Below are 15463 nucleotides of genomic sequence, written 5' to 3'. Positions count from 1 at the left end.
TGGATATTGAGGCAGACGCATGGGCTATGCCCTCAACTTCAACCTGATCTGGCGGCATTTCGACAAGCTCTGGGGCGGATTGCTGCTCAGTCTCGAACTCGCCGTCATCTCGATCGCGATCGGCATCGTCATCGGGCTCGTGCTGGCGGTCTGGTACGTTTCGGCCGGGCGCATCGTACGGTCGATCATCGCCGCCTATGTCGAATTCATCCGCAACGTGCCGCTGATCCTGCTGGTCTATCTGGTCTTCTATGGCCTGCCGACGGTCATCGATCTCGCCTACAACGCCCAGACCTCGTTCGTCGCCACGCTGTCGCTCTATAGCGGTGCCTATCTGGTCGAGGTGTTCCGCTCAGGACTCGAAGCCGTGCCGCGCGGACAGCTCGACGCCGGCAAGGCGATCGGCCTGACGCCCTGGCAAAGGCTGCTACATGTGCGCCTGCCGACGATGCTGCGCATAACCTTGCCGGCGCTTTCCAACACCTTCATATCGCTGTTCAAGGACACGTCGATCGCGTCGGTCATTTCGGTGCCCGAACTCACCTACGGCGCGCAATGGATCAACTTCAACACCTTCCGCATCGTCGAGGTCTACCTTGTCACAACGGCGATGTACCTGTTGACCGGCTACGCGCTGCTTTTCGCGCTACGCCTCGTCGAGCGCCGGTTCAGGGCGGCACGCTGATATGCTCACCCAGATCCTCTACGCCTTGCCTTTCCTCGCCCAGGGCTTCGCCGTCACCCTGTGGGTGTCACTGCTGGTCGTGGTGTTGTCGCTCATCGCCGGCGTGGCGATGGGCGTCGGCCTTGTCTATGGTCCAACGCCGCTGCGCTGGGTCGTGCGCGCTTTCAGCGACACCATCCGCGGCATCCCGATCCTGGTGCTGATCTTCTTCGTCTATTACGGCCTGCCTGCCGTCGGGATTCATCTGGCGTCGTTCTGGGCAGCCGTGCTAGCGCTCACCCTGTTCAAGACGGCGCAAGTTGTCGAATATTTGCGTGGCGCGGTCGGCTCCATCCCGAAGGGCCAATCCGAAGCGGCGATGGCGATCGGGCTGACCTTTCGCCAACGGCTGACCTACGTCATCTTCCCGCAGGCCTTCAGGCGTTTCCTGCCGCCCTGGATCAACGGCGTCACCGATGCGGTCAAGGGCAGCGCCCTGGTTTCGCTGCTCGGCATCACCGACCTGATGCAGGCGATCAACCAGGTCATCGGCCGCACCTATGAGGCGATGCCGCTCTACATCCTCGGCGCGCTCATCTATTTCGCCGTCAATTACGCGCTCTCGCTCGCCAGCCGGCGGCTGGAGCGGCGTTTCTCCTTCATTCGGGAATAGCATGATGTCCGACGCCACAAACGCCAGCCCCGCGCTGCTTGAAGTCCGCGATGTCTCCAAGGCCTTCGGCACCGTCGCCGTGCTGCGCTCCGTAAGCCTGCAGGTCACGCGCGGCGAAGTGGTAACCGTCATCGGCCCCTCCGGCAGCGGCAAGACCACGCTGCTGCGCTGCGTCAACTTCCTCGAAAGCTATGACAGCGGCTCGATCCGCATCGACGGCAAGGAAGTCGGCTATCGCGAGACGGGAACACGCCAGCGCCGCAGCGAGCGCGACCTGGCCGCGATGCGCGCCGAGACCGGCATGGTGTTCCAGGGCTTCAACCTGTTTCCGCATCTGACGGCCGCCGGCAACATCATGCTTGGCCTGCGCAAGGTGCGGGGAAAAAGCGACGCCGAGGCGCGTTCCATTGCCGAGCACTGGCTCGGCCGGGTCGGCCTCGCCCACAAGGCCGACAGCCTGCCGGCCGAGCTTTCCGGCGGCCAGCAGCAGCGCGTCGGCATTGCCCGCGCCGTGGCGATGGAGCCAAAGATCCTGCTGCTCGACGAGATAACCTCGGCCCTCGATCCGGAACTTGTCGGCGAGGTGCTAGAGGTCGTGCGCAGCCTGGCCGAAGACGGCATGACGATGCTGATGGTCACCCACGAAATGGCCTTTGCCCGCGACGCCTCGAGCCGCATCGTCTTTATGGCCGATGGCGGCGTCAGCGCCGTAGGCCCGCCTGCCGAAATCCTGGCCGAGGGGTTCGAGAACGAACGTCTTCGCAGCTTCCTGGCGCGGTTCCGCGCCTCGCATTTTTGACATCGGCAGCGCAAGCTGTTGCAAGGAGCCCTTTTATGACGCCTTACATCCGGCTCGCCGAACTGGGCCTGACGCTGCCCGAGCCGCCGACACCGATCGCCAATTTCGTCACCCATGCCGAGAGCGGACGGCTGATCTTCCTTTCCGGCCAGGGGCCGTTGCGCGCCGACGGCACGCTTTGCACCGGTAAGGTCGGCGACGACGTCACGGTGGAAGAAGCCTATGGCCATGCCCGTCTCACCGGCTTGAACCTGCTCGCCGTCATGCACGCCGCGGCCGGCGATCTCGGCCGCATTGTGCGCATCGTCAAGCTGCTTGGCTTCGTCAATGCCGTCCCGACGTTCAGCGACCACCCTAAGGTGGTCAATGGCTGCTCCGATCTTTTCGCCGCTGTTTTCGATACTATCGGTGGCCACGCCCGCTCGGCGATCGGCGTCGGCTCGCTGCCGGGCAACATCACAGTCGAAATCGAGGCGGTCGTCGAGATCGCCGCCTGACTTTTTGGAAATGGATCTGCCGAGATGAAAACCTATTCCGCTAACGGCTCCAACACCACGATCCGCGAACGGCTCGGCCTGCGACCGATCATCAACGTCTCCGGCACGATGACGACGCTCGGCGCCTCGATCATCGTCCCGGAAGCGATCAGCGCGATGGCGGAAATCGCCTCGCAATGGGTGGAGATGGACGACCTGCAACGTGCCGCAAGCACGGTCATTGCCCGCCTCACCGGCGGCGAGGCCGGCTTCATCACCGCATGCTGTGCCAGCGGCATCACCATGGCCATCGCCGGGGCAATGACCGGCACCAATTTGCTGGCGATCGAACGGTTGCCCGACGATACCGAAGGGCTGAAGTCCGAAGTCGTCATCCAGCTTGGCCATATCGTCAATTACGGCGCGCCCATCGACCAGTCAGTACGGGTGGCCGGCGCCAAGGTGATACCTGCCGGCACGGTCAGCGTGACGCAGGATTATCACGTGCGCGAGGCGATCAACGAGCGCACGGCGGCGGCACTCTACGTCGTTGCCCACCACACGGTGCAGTATGGCATGCTGTCGCTCGAGGAATTCTGCGAGATCTGCCACGCCAAGGGCGTGCCGGTGATCGTAGACGCCGCCTCGGAATACGATCTGCGCAGATTCCTCGCGCGCGGCGCCGATATCGTCGTCTACAGCGGCCACAAATTCCTCTCAGGACCGACCAGCGGCATCGTCACCGGGCGCAAGGATCTGGTGCGCACCGCCTATCTGCAGAACCGAGGCGTGGCCCGCGCCATGAAGGTCGGCAAGGAAAGCATTGCCGGCACCATGGCGGCTCTGGAAGCCTGGGAAAAACGCGACCATGCCGGCATCCGCCAGCGCGAGGACGCAGCGCTGCGTCTTTGGAAAGACGCACTGCAAGGGCTGCCCGGCATCGCCGCGATCATCATTCCCGATCCGACCGCCAACCCGCTCGACCGGCTGCAGATCTTTGTTTCGCCCGAGAGCCGCTTCAGCGCCGCCGGGCTTGCCTCGGCGCTTGCCGCCGGCTCGCCGCCGATCATCGTGCGCAACCACGAGGTCGAGCGCGGCCACTTCTTCCTCGACCCCTGCAACCTTCACCCGGGCGAGGCGGAGATCGTCGCCGAACGCCTGCGCGCCGTGTTGCGTGCGGCTGACCGTCCCAAGGACGCCATGAAGTCTCCCCGCAAGGAGTCTTCCGGCGCCTTGCGCTGGCCGGACTAAACTGGCCGGCTGGACCGGTTGGAGGCATCGCATCCGCGTTGCCCGCGCCGGGTGCATCGGCTATCACGCGGCAGCCAATGCCGGCAACGGAGCCTGACCATGACAAACAAGACCATCCTCAAATTCGGCGCCGTCGACAATGCCGAGGCCGGCGATCTCGCGGGCTGGGTCGTGGTCGAGGGCAAGCCGACCATGAAGACCGCCGTCCAGCACACCACCGCCGACGGCAAGGTTCTCTCAGGCACATGGCAGGCGACGCCTGGCACCTGGCACGCGACCTATAGCGACTATGAGTTCGTGCACATGATCGCGGGCCGCATCATCATCACGCCTGATGGCGGCGCGCCGGTCGAAGTCGGCCCTGGCGACGCTTTCGTGGTCGAAGCCGATTTCAAGGGCACGTGGAAGATCATCGAGCCGGTGACCAAGCACTTCGTCGTCAGGGTCGACTGATCCCCGCAAACCCTTTGTCTCGACCGGCAGGTGCTTGTTCCTTGCGGCTTTGCGCGAATTCCGCTAATGCGCGCCTTTGCCGCCGGGAGCAAAAGCTTGAACGATCACCGCGCCGACGTCGCCATCATCATGGGCAGCCAGTCTGATTGGGCGACGATGCGCCATGCCGCCGAAACGCTGGAGGCGCTGGGCATCCCGCACAATCGGCTGATCATCTCGGCCCACCGCACCCCCGACCGGCTGTATGACTTTGCCAAAGGCGCCAAGGCGGCCGGCTACAAGGTGATCATTGCCGGTGCCGGCGGTGCTGCCCATCTGCCGGGCATGACGGCGGCGATGACGCCGTTGCCGGTGTTCGGCGTTCCCGTGGAATCGAAGGCGCTGTCGGGAAAGGACTCCCTGCTCTCCATCGTCCAGATGCCGGCCGGCATTCCGGTCGGCACCCTGGCCATCGGCAAGGCCGGTGCCGCCAACGCCGCGCTGCTGGCCGCGGCCGTACTGGCGCTCTACGACGACAAGCTCGCCACCCGGCTCGATGCCTGGCGTGCCGCGCAGACCGCCAAGGTCGCCGCCGAACCGACGGACCAGCCGTGAGCTTGCCGGCGGGATCGACCATCGGCATCATCGGTGGCGGTCAGCTCGGCCGCATGCTGGCCATGGCAGCGGCCCGCCTCGGCTACCGCACGGTGGTGCTGGAGCCGCAAGCGGATTGTCCGGCGGCACAGGTCGCCAACCGGCAGATCACAGCCGCCTATGACGATGCAACCGCTCTTGCGGAACTGGCAGCAGTCAGCGCCGTCGTCACCTACGAATTTGAAAACGTTCCGGTCGCGGCCGCCAGCGCACTTGCCGCAACGGTTCCGGTTTACCCGCCGGCGCGCGCGCTGGAGGTGGCACAAGACCGTGTCGCCGAGAAGAAATTCCTCAACGGCATCGGCATCCAGACTGCGGATTTCTGCCCCGTCGACAATGACGACGAACTGACGGCGGCGCTGAAAAAGTTCGACGGCAGCGGCATCCTGAAGACGCGGCGCATGGGCTATGACGGCAAGGGCCAGCGCGTCTTCCGCAACATGGAAGCGGGCGGCTTTGCCGGCACCTGCGAGGCGATGGGCGGCGTGCCGCTGATCCTCGAGGCCTTCGTCGCCTTCGAGCGCGAGATTTCAGTGATCGCAGCGCGTGGGCTGGACGGCGCTGTCGCCGCCTACGATCCGGCCGAGAATGTCCACCGCCACGGCATCCTGCACAGCTCGACCTTGCCGGCCGGGATAAAGCTCGAGACAGCTGCGGCAGCGCAGGCCGCGGCTGCAGAGATACTCGCGGCGCTCGACTATGTCGGCGTCATCGGCGTCGAGTTTTTCGTTCTCGCCGACGGCTCGCTGCTGGCCAATGAAATTGCGCCGCGCGTCCACAATTCCGGCCATTGGACGGAAGCCGCCTGCGTCGTCTCGCAGTTCGAGCAGCATATCCGCGCCGTCGCCGGCCTGCCGCTCGGCAATCCTGGCCGCCATTCGAACTGCGTCATGGAAAATCTGATCGGCGACGATATCCTGCGCGTTCCCGCCCTGCTCGCCGAGCCCGATCTGATGCTGCATCTCTACGGCAAGGCCGAGGCGCGCCCCGGCCGCAAGATGGGCCACTTCACCCGGATCAGCCGCCGCGGCTAAACCATCTTATTGGATGTCGCCCTCGTCCTCGTCGGGGCTGGCGCAGCTCGCATCGCTGTCGTCGCAGTTCGTAGCAGCGGTAAGCTGATTGATGCGGTCGTTGGTCAAGCGTGTCAGGCATGCCGAAACCTCCATCGGATGTATGGAGCCGTCTTCACTGCCCGCGGTGGCGTATGCGCACTCTGCGTCGCGAAAGACGATCCAGGCGCGTTGCGCGGTCTGCAGCAGTTTCCCGGTGTTGGCGTCACTTGCGCCGATGAGATTCTGGTAGGTCTCGTTGAGCTTCGCGTCGGCCGCGCTGAAGTCTTCGCTGGCACAGATGGTCATCATCTGCTGGCTGTCGTCGCTGCGGTCGCAATCTTCCGCACGCGCGGCCGACGCCAGGACGACAAGACAGGCGGTCAGAAAAATTCGGCGCATGATGGTCCCCAAATCACTTCGCGGCTTCGGCATCATTCCAGCCGGGCCCGGACGGCGCAATGCCTCAAGGCGCCGATGGTAGATATTTGATGGTGCGATGCATTCGCGTCGTCTATGAGCACGCTTGCGGTTGACACGGACAAGGCTCCTCGTTTATGAGCCACGCACAAGTTCAAGGCGCGCTTTCCGAGCGCGCCTTAATAATTCGGCCCGGGATGGGCCCAGACCGACGGGCAAGACCATGAAGATCAAGAATTCGCTCAAGGCGCTGAAGGCGCGTCACCGCGACAACCAGCTGGTTCGCCGCAAGGGCCGCGTCTACATCATCAACAAGACCGCTCCGCGCTACAAGGCGCGCCAGGGCTGAGTTTTCGGCCGGAGGCTCTCTGCCTCCGCCCGCATGATGTTTATTGCCGGCTTGCCGGCCCTTTCACGCTAATTTCAGTTTGACGATCCGCCGTCCGGGGTTAGATTCCGGCGATGCGGATTCTTTTTGCATTTCTAACCGCCCTTTTCCTCTCCAGCGCCGTCTTGCCCGCTTGGGCGGACGACCCGGTCGGCCCTCCGGTTGCCGAGACCAAGGCAGCCAGGCTCGACCAGCTGTTCGCCGACCTGAAGCGCGAACGCAACGAAAAGGCCGCCGAGCGCATTGCCGGGCACATCTGGAGCGAATGGTTCCAATCCGGCAGCGCTTCGATTGACCTGATGATGCTGTGGTCGCAAAAGGCGATCGAGAACCAGAAATTCGACGTCGCGCTCGATTTCCTCGACCAGGTTGTGACCTTGCAGCCGACCTATGCCGAAGGCTGGAACCGGCGCGCCACCGTGCACTACATGATGAAGAATTTTGGAAAGTCGATGTCCGACATCGACCACACACTGCAGTTGGAGCCACGCCATTTCGGCGCGCTTTCGGGGCTGGCGCAGATCATGGCGGCGACCGGCCACAAGCAGTCGGCGCTCGAAGCCTGGCAGAAGGTGCTGGGCATCTATCCGATGATGCGCAGCGCCCAGGATCAGGTCGCGACGCTTTCGGAGGAGCTTGCCGGCGAAGGAATTTAATATAGGCAGTAGGGAATAGGGCGTGGGCAGTAGGATAAGCGGCTGATCACATCCTACTGCCTACTGCCTACTGCCTACTGCCTACTGCCTACTGCCTACTGCCTACTGCCTACTGCCTACTGCCCACCCCACAAACTTATCCCTCTCCACCCCCGTATATCCCCCATGAACCTGATCTACGCCGCGCTCGCCTTCCTGATGGCGCTTGTCCTTACCCTTGTCGGGGTTACCCGCGCCGGCGCGTGGCTGATCGAACGTCGCAATCGGCCAGGCGGCGAATTCGTCGACATCGATGGCACCCGCATCCACTATGTTCATGTTCCGGCGCCGGAAAATGCCGAACTGCCGCCGATCATCTTCATCCACGGCGCCAGCGCCAATCTAAAAGACCAGATGCTGCCGCTGCGGCCCTTGCTTGAAGGCCGTGCCGAGATGGTTTTCTTCGACCGCCCAGGTCACGGCTGGTCGGGGCGCGGCCCGGGCAGCAACGAGAACCCGTCGGCGCAGGCCAACACCATCGCGGCATTGATGGACCGTCTCGGCATCAGACAAGCCATTATCGTCGGCCATTCCTTTGGCGGCGCCGTGACAACAGCCTTTGGCCGCGAACACCAGGACAGGACGCTTGGCCTCGTCTTCGTTTCGCCCGTCAGCCATCCCTGGCCGGGCGGCGCGACCTCCTGGTATTACAGTCTGACCACCGTTCCGGTCGTCGGCTGGCTGTTTTCCGAAACGCTGACCTATCCGGCGGGAACATTGCAGATGGACGACGCCACCACCTGCGTCTTTTCCCCCAACAAGGTGCCGGACGACTATGTCGATAGGGCTTCGATCCCGCTGGTGCTCAGGCCCAAAGCCTTCCGCTCCAACGCCACCGATGTCGCCGGGCTTTACCGCTATGCGCTCGACGCCTCGCCGCGCTACCGCGAGATCAGGGCGCCGACCGCTGTAATTTCCGGGGATCGCGACAAGGTGGTCTATGCCACGATCCATTCGGTCGGTCTGGTGCGTGACATCCCCGGCGCCGAACTGGTCTGGGTCCACAATCTCGGCCACAAGCCGGACTGGATCGCGCCCGATCTGGTCGTCGGCGCGATCGAAAAGGTGGCCGGCAAGGACATCGACCTGCAGGCGATGGCCAAGACCGTGGAAGCACGGATCGCCGGCGATGCAGATGGCGCCGGCAAATGCGCCGACCTCAAAGTGCCTGAGGCCGAACTCGCGCCGACCTAGTGGCCGGCGTGCGAGTCCGAGCCGATATAGGCGATGCGCAGCATGTTGGTCGAACCGGGCGTGCGCAACGGCACACCGGCCGTGATGATGACGCGGTCGCCGGGCTTGCCGAACCCTTCCTCGAGAGCGATGCGGCAGGCGCGGTCGACCATGTCGTCGAGGTCGCTGGCATCGGGCGAGACCACGCAATGCGTGCCCCACAGCAGTGACAGCCGTCGCGCCGTGTTGAGGATCGGCGACAGCGCCACGATCGGCACCTGCGGCCGCTCACGCGCGGCGCGCAGGCCGGTGGTGCCTGACGCCGTGTAGGTGATGATCGCCGACAGTTTCAGCGTCTCGGCGATTTCGCGGGCGGCAAGCGAGATGGCGTCGGCGCCGGTCGCTTCCGGCTCCGAGCGCTGCGCGTTGATGATGCCGGCATAGGTGGGATCGGTTTCGACCTTGGTGGCGATGCGGTCCATCATCGCCACCGCTTCGACCGGATAGGCGCCGGCGGCGGATTCAGCCGAGAGCATGACGGCGTCGGCACCTTCGAACACGGCGATCGATACGTCGGAGACTTCGGCGCGGGTCGGCACGGGTGCTGTGATCATCGATTCCAGCATCTGCGTGGCGACAACCACCGGCTTGCCGGCGCGGCGCGCCGCACGCGTGATCTGCTTCTGGATGCCAGGCACGGCTTCGAGCGGCATCTCGACGCCGAGATCGCCGCGCGCGACCATCAGCGCGTCCGAGAGTTCGATGATCTCGGCCAGCCGGGCGACCGCCTGCGGCTTTTCGATCTTGGCCATGATCAGCGCCCGGCCGCGCGCGATCTTGCGCGCCTCGGCCAGATCCTCTGGCCGCTGCACGAACGACAGCGCCACCCAGTCGACACCGGTCGCCAGCACCGCATCAAGGTCCTTGCGGTCCTTGTCGGTCAGCGCCCCGACCGGCAGATCGGTGTCGGGCAGGCTGACGCCCTTCTTGTCGGAAATGGTGGTGCCGGCAATGACGGTGCAGACGATGGCCTTGCCGTCGCTCTTTACCGCCTTCAATTCGAGCTTGCCGTCATCGATCAACAGGCGATGGCCGGCCTCGACCGAGCTCAGGATTTCGGGATGCGGCAGATAGACCCTTGTCGACGTGCCGGGTTCCGGATTGTTGTCGAGCGTGAAGGTCTGGCCGACGGTCAGCACCTCCTTGCCGTTGGCGAACTTGCCGACGCGCAATTTGGGTCCCTGCAGGTCGGCGAGGATGCCGATCGGACGGCCGACCGCTTCCTCGACCGTGCGGATGCGGCCGACAAGCGTGCGCATCAGATCGTGATCGGTGTGGCTCATATTGATGCGGAACACATCGGCGCCGGCTTCGAAAAGCTTTTTCAGCATCTCCTCGGACGAGGAGGCCGGACCGATGGTGGCGAGGATCTTGACCTTGCGGCTACGTCTCATTGACTGTTTGTTCCCGGGGCGGCTGGGGCGCCTCCCGTTGCGGGCTCATCGGTCAGCTGGACCATCCAGCTTGCCTGTTCACCCGTGTCATATTCTTGGAATCCGGCGCGCTGGAAGCCCCGGGCGACGCAATCGGTTACGCCGGCGATCTTGAACTCTTTTTCGGCCACGCACATGTTGATCGGACCGTCCCAGCGCCCGCCACGCTCGGCGTCTTCTGCATAAAGATAGTAAAACCTTGATGACAGCGGACCTTCGATCAGCGTCTTGCAGCTCGATCCCTCGATGTGCCACCAGCCCTCGGTGATCCAGCCGGCCTTGGCGCGGTAGCCGATGCCGACGCCGACCAGGTTCTGCGTGGCGTTGCAGACGCGGAAGTCGGCGCGGGCGGGCGAGGCCGCAACCATCGCCGACAAGCCAACCGTGAGGACCAGGAGCGGCATGGCGAAGGCGGTGCGCATGCGCGGCCTGCCGGCGGAACCCATCCTGAAACCCCTCAACAACCACATGTGCATCTCTCAACGCCCCTTTTCGGAAAAGTCCGGGCGCATGTCAACGCGCCGTTCTGTCCAATTCCAATCGATTTAGAAACGTCCCCGGCGCGCGGTCGGCCGCCTTTTGCCGGATTCTCGCAGAAACCGTGGCCAAACAACGGCATTGCGCCAGCGTCCTCTTCATGGAATGACGATATCACCCTCCCCGGAAGCCAGCGAACAGACCATTTTCAGCCAATGACCCGATCCACAGTTTTCGCGCCTTTCGATATCGTCGAAGGCGACCGCAAGCGCGGCATCGTGCTTCTTGCCGATCATGCCCGTCGCGACCTGCCCGAGGAGTATGGCAGCCTCGGCCTGCCCTCGGCGGAGTTCGAGCGCCACATCGCCTACGACATCGGCGTTGAAACGGTGACGCGTGAACTGGCGGCACTGCTCGGCGTGCCGGCGCTGATCGCCAATTTTTCCCGACTGCTGATCGACCCCAATCGCGGCGAGGACGACCCGACGCTGATTCGGCAGCTCTATGACGGCACCGTGGTGCCGGGGAACTATCCCATCGCTGCCGAAGAGCGGGAACGGCGGCTGGACCGCTTCTACCGGCCCTACCATGACGCGGTCGGCGCCATGATCGCCTCGGTAGCGCAGGCCTCTGCGAAGGCGCCTTTCATCTTCTCGGTGCATTCCTTCACGCCGGTCATGCAGAGCATCGAACGACCCTGGCACGTCGGCATATTGTGGGACCTCGATGACCGTGTGGCGCGGCCGCTGATCGACATGCTGGCCGAGGACAAAACCCTCATCGTCGGCGACAACGAACCCTATGACGGCGCCTTGCGCGGCGACACCATGTTCAAGCATGCCATCGTCAACGGCTTTGCCCATGTGCTGATCGAGATCCGCCAGGACCTGATATCGGACCAGAAGGGTGCGCTCGCCTGGGCCGAACGTCTGGCGCCGATCGTTGACGCGATCGATCGTCGTCCCGATATACACCAGGTGAAAATCTTCGGCTCGCGCACCGGGCCGCTGTAAGGAGGTTTATGATGACCGAACTCAGCGACGAGCAGCAACGCGATTTCGAAGCCGCCGCCTTCCGCCGGCTGCTGGCGCATCTGCGCGAGCGCAGCGACGTGCAGAACATCGATTTGATGAACCTCGCTGGCTTCTGCCGCAACTGCCTGTCCAACTGGTATCGCGATGCAGCGGGGGCCGAGGGCGTCGATCTCAGCAAGGATCAATCGCGGGAAATCGTCTACGGCATGCCCTATGCCGAATGGCAGGCGCTCAACCAGCTTGACGCCTCCGACGCCAAGAAGGCCGAATTCGAGGCGCGGCGGCCCAAGGATCACTGACCCCAGCTTGGCCTAAGCGCTTTCGGCAACCAGCGCTTGACTGAAAGTTGAATCGATCTAATTTGCCGCGCAAAGCCAATTCCGCAGCGGATTCGACCTTATGGATGCGCAAAACGTCATGCAGAGCGCCATTCGCGGGCGATGGGCCGTCGCAAGCATCTTCCTCGCCAATGGTTTTTTGACCGGCAGCTGGGCGCCGCAGATCCCGGTTTTCCTGACCCGGCTCGACATCTCCAAATTCACGCTCGGCCTGCTGATCCTTTTGTTTGGCGCCGGCGCTGTCGCGGCCATGACCTGGTGCGGCCATCTGATCTCCAGGCATGGTTCGCGCACCGTGCTGCGTTGGTTCGGTCTGTGCGGCAGCTTCGGCCTGCTGGTCGTCGCGCTGGCGCCCAATGTGCCGCTGGCGGCCATCGCCATGTTCATCTTCGGCGGCCTGATCGGCGGCATGGATGTCGCCATGAATTCCAATGCGGTGGTTGTGGAAAGAAGGCTTTCCCGCGCGATCATGTCGTCCTCGCACGGCTTCTGGAGCCTCGGCGGTTTTGCCGGCGGGGCGCTTGGCGGCTTCGCCATCCAGAACTACGGGCATCTGGCCCACGCAGTTGTGGTGACGGCGATTGCCTTTGCCGTGCTCGCGGTAGCGGTCCGCCATCTGATCGTCGAAGATAAGCCCGAGGTTGCCGAGCATCATAAATTCACGCTGCCGGCAAATCCGCTGGTCTATCTGGTCGGGCTGATGGCGCTGCTAACGATGATCTCCGAGGGTGCGGTGCTCGACTGGGCGGCGTTGTATCTTCGCCAGGAACTCGGTGCCGACCTGGCCGTTGCCGGCCTCGCCTACGCCGCCTTTTCTGGCGTCATGGCGCTCATGCGCTTCCTCGGCGACGGCGTGCGCAACCGCTTCGGCGCGGTGATGACGCTCCGCGTCTCGGCGCTTGTCGCCGCCGCCGGCATGCTGGTCGCTGGTCTGGCGCCGTCGCCCTGGCTCGCCATCGCGGCTTTTGCCTTTTGCGGCTTCGGCATCGCCAACATGGTGCCGATCATCTTTTCCGCCGGCGGCAATCAGGAAGGCATGTCTTCGGGCACCGGCATGAGCGTCGTCACCACCATGGGCTATTCCGGCATTCTGGTGGCGCCGTCGGCGATCGGCTTCGTTGCCGAGCACTCAAGCTTCGGTCCGATCTTCGTTGCTTTGTCGGGGCTGCTGGTGATCGTCCTGCTGATGGCCGGACTGGCTCACCGCGCCGAGTTCGCTCCGGCTCCGGCCGAATAGCGCTTCAGTTCCTCGTAGAGGAAATCCGCGACGCGGCGGATGCGTACGCTGGTGCGCACATCGCGGTGCATGGCCAGCCAAACCGGCAGCGTTGGCAGCTTGAGGCCTGGCAGCACCTTCTCCATCAGCGGATCGCGGTCGATGAGCGGCTCCTGGCCGAAACCGATGCCGTTCCCGGCCCGCACCGCTTCCCACAGCACGATCTGGTTGTCGGCCCTGAAGCGGAAGGCGCTGCGGCTGAGCGAGACGCCGAATTCGGCAAAGCCTCTGATAATCTCGTCGCTGCGGTCGAAGCCGATCAAAGCGTGGCTGACAAGGTCGGCCGGCTTGAGCGGACAACCAACCCGGTCGAGATAGGATTTCGCCGCACAGGCGCACAGCGCAATGTCGCTGACTTTGCGCGCTACCAGCTCGTTTTGCGCCGGCTTGACCATGCGGATGGCGATATCGGCATCGCGTCGCAACAGGTTCTCGACCTGGTTCGACGCGACGATCTCGACCTCGATGCCGGGCTCCTCGACGCCCAACCGTGCCGTCATCTCCGGTAGCACATAGGCCGCCACCACCTCGCTGGCGGCAATGCGCACCGTGCCCTCGATCGCCTCGACCGAACCCAGCGCCAACAGTGAAAAGGCGCTCGCCTGCTCGCTCACCGCCTTCCCGCGCTCGAACAGCGTGCTGCCCGCTTCCGTCAGCGCATAGCCGCGGCGCCCGCGCCGGAACAGCGTGACGCCCAGCGCCTGTTCGAGCTCACCGACGTGACGGCCGAGCGTCGGCTGGCTAGCCGCCAGCTTTCGCGCGGCAGCCGACAGGCTACCGGTTTCCGCCACGGTGACGAAGCTCTTGATCAGGTTCCAGTCGATGTCGCTCATTCATTTATGAATATCAAAACGCCATTCGCAGTCAATTTCCATTCGCATTCGAGGCGATCATATTCCGGATGCAGACACCAGAACGGACTGCAAACACCAACCAGGAGATACATGAAATGACCAAGATCGCTCTCACCGCCGCCGCCATCCTCATCGCTGCCAATGCCGCTTTTGCCGGTAGCGACAAGTTCGGCTCGAACGGTGCCAGCCAGCCGGCGGTCGCCAGCACCGACAACACGGTCACCACGTCGATCGAGACGTCGGACGTCCGCGAGCCGGTCGCCCAGAGCAGCAACGGCGACCTCTTCGGCAACCGCTGATCGCGCCTGCCGAGCCGTCCACGAAAATTCCAGATCAGGAGTACTTGCAATGACCAAGATCGCAATTCTGGGTGCCAATGGCCGGCTCGGCCGCGTTGTCGCCAAAGCCTTCATCGATGCCGGCTTCGACGTCCGCACTATTACCCGCAGCGGTAAGGTGCCAGCCGAACTCGAGGGCGCCACCGCCGTCGCCGGCGATGCGCTCGACCGTGAGGCGCTGATCCGCGCCACGCAAGGTGTCGACATCATCTTCAACGGCCTCAATCCGATCTACACCGACTGGGGCAAATGCCTGCCGATGGCCGAAAACGTCATGGCCGCCTGTCATGCGAATGGCGCGCTGCACCTCTTCCCCGGCACCGTCTACAACTATGGCTCGCCGCTGCCTCAGGTGGTGACCGAGGACACGCCGTTCCACCCGACGACCGAGAAGGGCCGCATCCGCTGCGCCATGGAGGCGCTGTTTCGCCGCGAGGCCGATGGCGGCCGGGTGCGCACCATCATTCTGCGCGCCGGCGATTTCTTCGGCGGCACCGGCAGCGGATCGTGGTTCGATCTGGTCGTCGCCGCCAAGATGAACAAGGGCCTCTATACGGCGCCCGGTCCAGCCAACCTCGTACATGAATGGGCCTATCTGCCGGACTTCGCCGTGGGTTTCGTCGGGCTGGCGCGCAATCTCGACAAGCTTGGCGTCTACGAGGCGCTCAACTTCCCCGGCCACGCCGTCACCGATCTCGATATCAAGGCCGCCGCCGAGAAGGCGCTGGGCCGTTCGCTGAAACTGACTTTCATGCCCTGGTGGGTGCTGCGCGCCGGCAGCCCCTTCGTGGCCATGTGGCACGAAATCGTCTCGATGTCGTATCTGCGCTTCGAACCGCACCGGCTGGTATCCGACCGGCTGGAAGACATCATCGGCGAAATCCCGCACACCCCGCTGGACGAAGCCGTCTCGCAGGCCCTGAACGACATCGGCATTGCGACCGTCGACAAGGCAGACAGACGCAAGACCGCCTGA

General features: G+C 64.0%; 20 protein-coding genes. 16 read left to right on the top strand and 4 right to left on the bottom strand.

Going from position 1 to position 15463, the window contains the following annotated elements:
* Window positions 1-19: 19 nt before the first annotated feature.
* The 8 genes from AC1DVW_RS18935 to AC1DVW_RS18900 all read left to right on the top strand — a co-directional run bounded on the left by AC1DVW_RS18935 (window position 20) and on the right by AC1DVW_RS18900 (window position 5983).
* The gene (locus tag AC1DVW_RS18935) at window positions 20-685 is read left to right on the top strand and encodes an amino acid ABC transporter permease (RefSeq protein ID WP_477246232.1); all 666 of its coding nucleotides are present in this window, start codon (window positions 20-22) and stop codon (window positions 683-685) included.
* Between the two features lies 1 nt (window position 686).
* Window positions 687-1337 carry an amino acid ABC transporter permease gene (locus AC1DVW_RS18930; RefSeq protein ID WP_477317844.1) on the top strand — a complete coding sequence of 217 codons (651 nt, stop codon included), beginning with the start codon at window positions 687-689 and terminating at the stop codon, window positions 1335-1337.
* 4 nt (window positions 1338-1341) lie between these two features.
* Window positions 1342-2136 (top strand): amino acid ABC transporter ATP-binding protein, encoded by a 795-nt coding sequence (locus AC1DVW_RS18925; RefSeq protein ID WP_477325049.1) that lies wholly within the window; start codon window positions 1342-1344, stop codon window positions 2134-2136.
* 35 nt (window positions 2137-2171) lie between these two features.
* Entirely contained in the window at window positions 2172-2633 is a 462-nt protein-coding gene (locus AC1DVW_RS18920; RefSeq protein WP_477246226.1) for a RidA family protein, read from the top strand.
* Between the two features lie 24 nt (window positions 2634-2657).
* Entirely contained in the window at window positions 2658-3863 is a 1206-nt protein-coding gene (locus tag AC1DVW_RS18915; protein WP_477325047.1) for an aminotransferase class V-fold PLP-dependent enzyme, read from the top strand.
* A 99-nt stretch (window positions 3864-3962) separates the two neighbouring features.
* A complete protein-coding gene (locus AC1DVW_RS18910) occupies window positions 3963-4316 on the top strand; it encodes a cupin domain-containing protein (protein ID WP_477325045.1) in 354 nt (117 codons plus the stop codon).
* Window positions 4317-4412: 96 nt separating this feature from the next.
* Window positions 4413-4910, top strand: coding sequence for a 5-(carboxyamino)imidazole ribonucleotide mutase (gene purE, locus AC1DVW_RS18905; protein ID WP_477325043.1), 498 nt, complete (start codon window positions 4413-4415; stop codon window positions 4908-4910).
* Window positions 4907-5983 carry a 5-(carboxyamino)imidazole ribonucleotide synthase gene (locus AC1DVW_RS18900; protein WP_477325041.1) on the top strand — a complete coding sequence of 359 codons (1077 nt, stop codon included), beginning with the start codon at window positions 4907-4909 and terminating at the stop codon, window positions 5981-5983. The genes purE and AC1DVW_RS18900 overlap by 4 nt, the downstream gene beginning before the upstream one ends.
* 6 nt (window positions 5984-5989) lie before the next feature.
* On the opposite strand, the gene AC1DVW_RS18895 is transcribed toward AC1DVW_RS18900, so the two are convergent.
* The gene (locus AC1DVW_RS18895; RefSeq protein WP_477325039.1) at window positions 5990-6439 is read right to left on the bottom strand and encodes a lysozyme inhibitor LprI family protein; all 450 of its coding nucleotides are present in this window, start codon (window positions 6437-6439) and stop codon (window positions 5990-5992) included.
* Window positions 6440-6644: 205 nt separating this feature from the next.
* Here AC1DVW_RS18895 and ykgO point away from each other — a divergent pair, with 205 nt between their 5' ends.
* The 3 genes from ykgO to AC1DVW_RS18880 all read left to right on the top strand — a co-directional run bounded on the left by ykgO (window position 6645) and on the right by AC1DVW_RS18880 (window position 8698).
* Window positions 6645-6770, top strand: a complete 126-nt coding sequence (gene ykgO, locus AC1DVW_RS18890) for a type B 50S ribosomal protein L36 (protein WP_006327841.1) — start codon at window positions 6645-6647, stop codon at window positions 6768-6770.
* 113 nt (window positions 6771-6883) lie between these two features.
* Window positions 6884-7465 carry a tetratricopeptide repeat protein gene (locus AC1DVW_RS18885; protein ID WP_477246215.1) on the top strand — a complete coding sequence of 194 codons (582 nt, stop codon included), beginning with the start codon at window positions 6884-6886 and terminating at the stop codon, window positions 7463-7465.
* Window positions 7466-7630: 165 nt separating this feature from the next.
* A complete protein-coding gene (locus AC1DVW_RS18880) occupies window positions 7631-8698 on the top strand; it encodes an alpha/beta fold hydrolase (RefSeq protein WP_477325037.1) in 1068 nt (355 codons plus the stop codon).
* Here AC1DVW_RS18880 and pyk read toward each other — a convergent pair.
* Complete coding sequence (gene pyk / locus AC1DVW_RS18875) at window positions 8695-10131, bottom strand: pyruvate kinase (RefSeq protein WP_477246212.1); 1437 nt, start codon at window positions 10129-10131, stop codon at window positions 8695-8697. The genes AC1DVW_RS18880 and pyk overlap by 4 nt on opposite strands.
* Complete coding sequence (locus AC1DVW_RS18870) at window positions 10128-10574, bottom strand: DUF1036 domain-containing protein (RefSeq protein ID WP_477271477.1); 447 nt, start codon at window positions 10572-10574, stop codon at window positions 10128-10130. The genes pyk and AC1DVW_RS18870 overlap by 4 nt, the downstream gene beginning before the upstream one ends.
* 288 nt (window positions 10575-10862) lie before the next feature.
* On the opposite strand from AC1DVW_RS18870, the gene AC1DVW_RS18865 reads away from it, so the two are divergent.
* The 3 genes from AC1DVW_RS18865 to AC1DVW_RS18855 all read left to right on the top strand — a co-directional run bounded on the left by AC1DVW_RS18865 (window position 10863) and on the right by AC1DVW_RS18855 (window position 13256).
* Window positions 10863-11660: an N-formylglutamate amidohydrolase gene (locus AC1DVW_RS18865; RefSeq protein WP_477325035.1), complete on the top strand. Its 798-nt coding sequence runs from the start codon at window positions 10863-10865 to the stop codon at window positions 11658-11660.
* A gap of 11 nt (window positions 11661-11671) precedes the next feature.
* Window positions 11672-11980, top strand: a complete 309-nt coding sequence (locus AC1DVW_RS18860; RefSeq protein ID WP_477325033.1) for a DUF1244 domain-containing protein — start codon at window positions 11672-11674, stop codon at window positions 11978-11980.
* Window positions 11981-12080: 100 nt separating this feature from the next.
* Window positions 12081-13256, top strand: a complete 1176-nt coding sequence (locus tag AC1DVW_RS18855) for an MFS transporter (protein WP_477325031.1) — start codon at window positions 12081-12083, stop codon at window positions 13254-13256.
* On the opposite strand, the gene AC1DVW_RS18850 is transcribed toward AC1DVW_RS18855, so the two are convergent.
* The gene (locus AC1DVW_RS18850; protein WP_477325029.1) at window positions 13220-14128 is read right to left on the bottom strand and encodes a LysR family transcriptional regulator; all 909 of its coding nucleotides are present in this window, start codon (window positions 14126-14128) and stop codon (window positions 13220-13222) included. The genes AC1DVW_RS18855 and AC1DVW_RS18850 overlap by 37 nt on opposite strands.
* Window positions 14129-14244: 116 nt before the next feature.
* Between AC1DVW_RS18850 and AC1DVW_RS18845 the strand changes: the two genes are divergently transcribed.
* Together AC1DVW_RS18845 and AC1DVW_RS18840 are read left to right on the top strand one after the other, a co-directional pair.
* Complete coding sequence (locus AC1DVW_RS18845) at window positions 14245-14448, top strand: DUF680 domain-containing protein (protein ID WP_477270717.1); 204 nt, start codon at window positions 14245-14247, stop codon at window positions 14446-14448.
* 49 nt (window positions 14449-14497) lie between these two features.
* Window positions 14498-15463 carry an SDR family oxidoreductase gene (locus AC1DVW_RS18840; protein ID WP_477325027.1) on the top strand — a complete coding sequence of 322 codons (966 nt, stop codon included), beginning with the start codon at window positions 14498-14500 and terminating at the stop codon, window positions 15461-15463.

It is taken from the genome of Mesorhizobium sp. P3_B5 (genome assembly GCF_056402815.1).
This window is presented reverse-complemented; position numbering and strand designations above follow the sequence as displayed.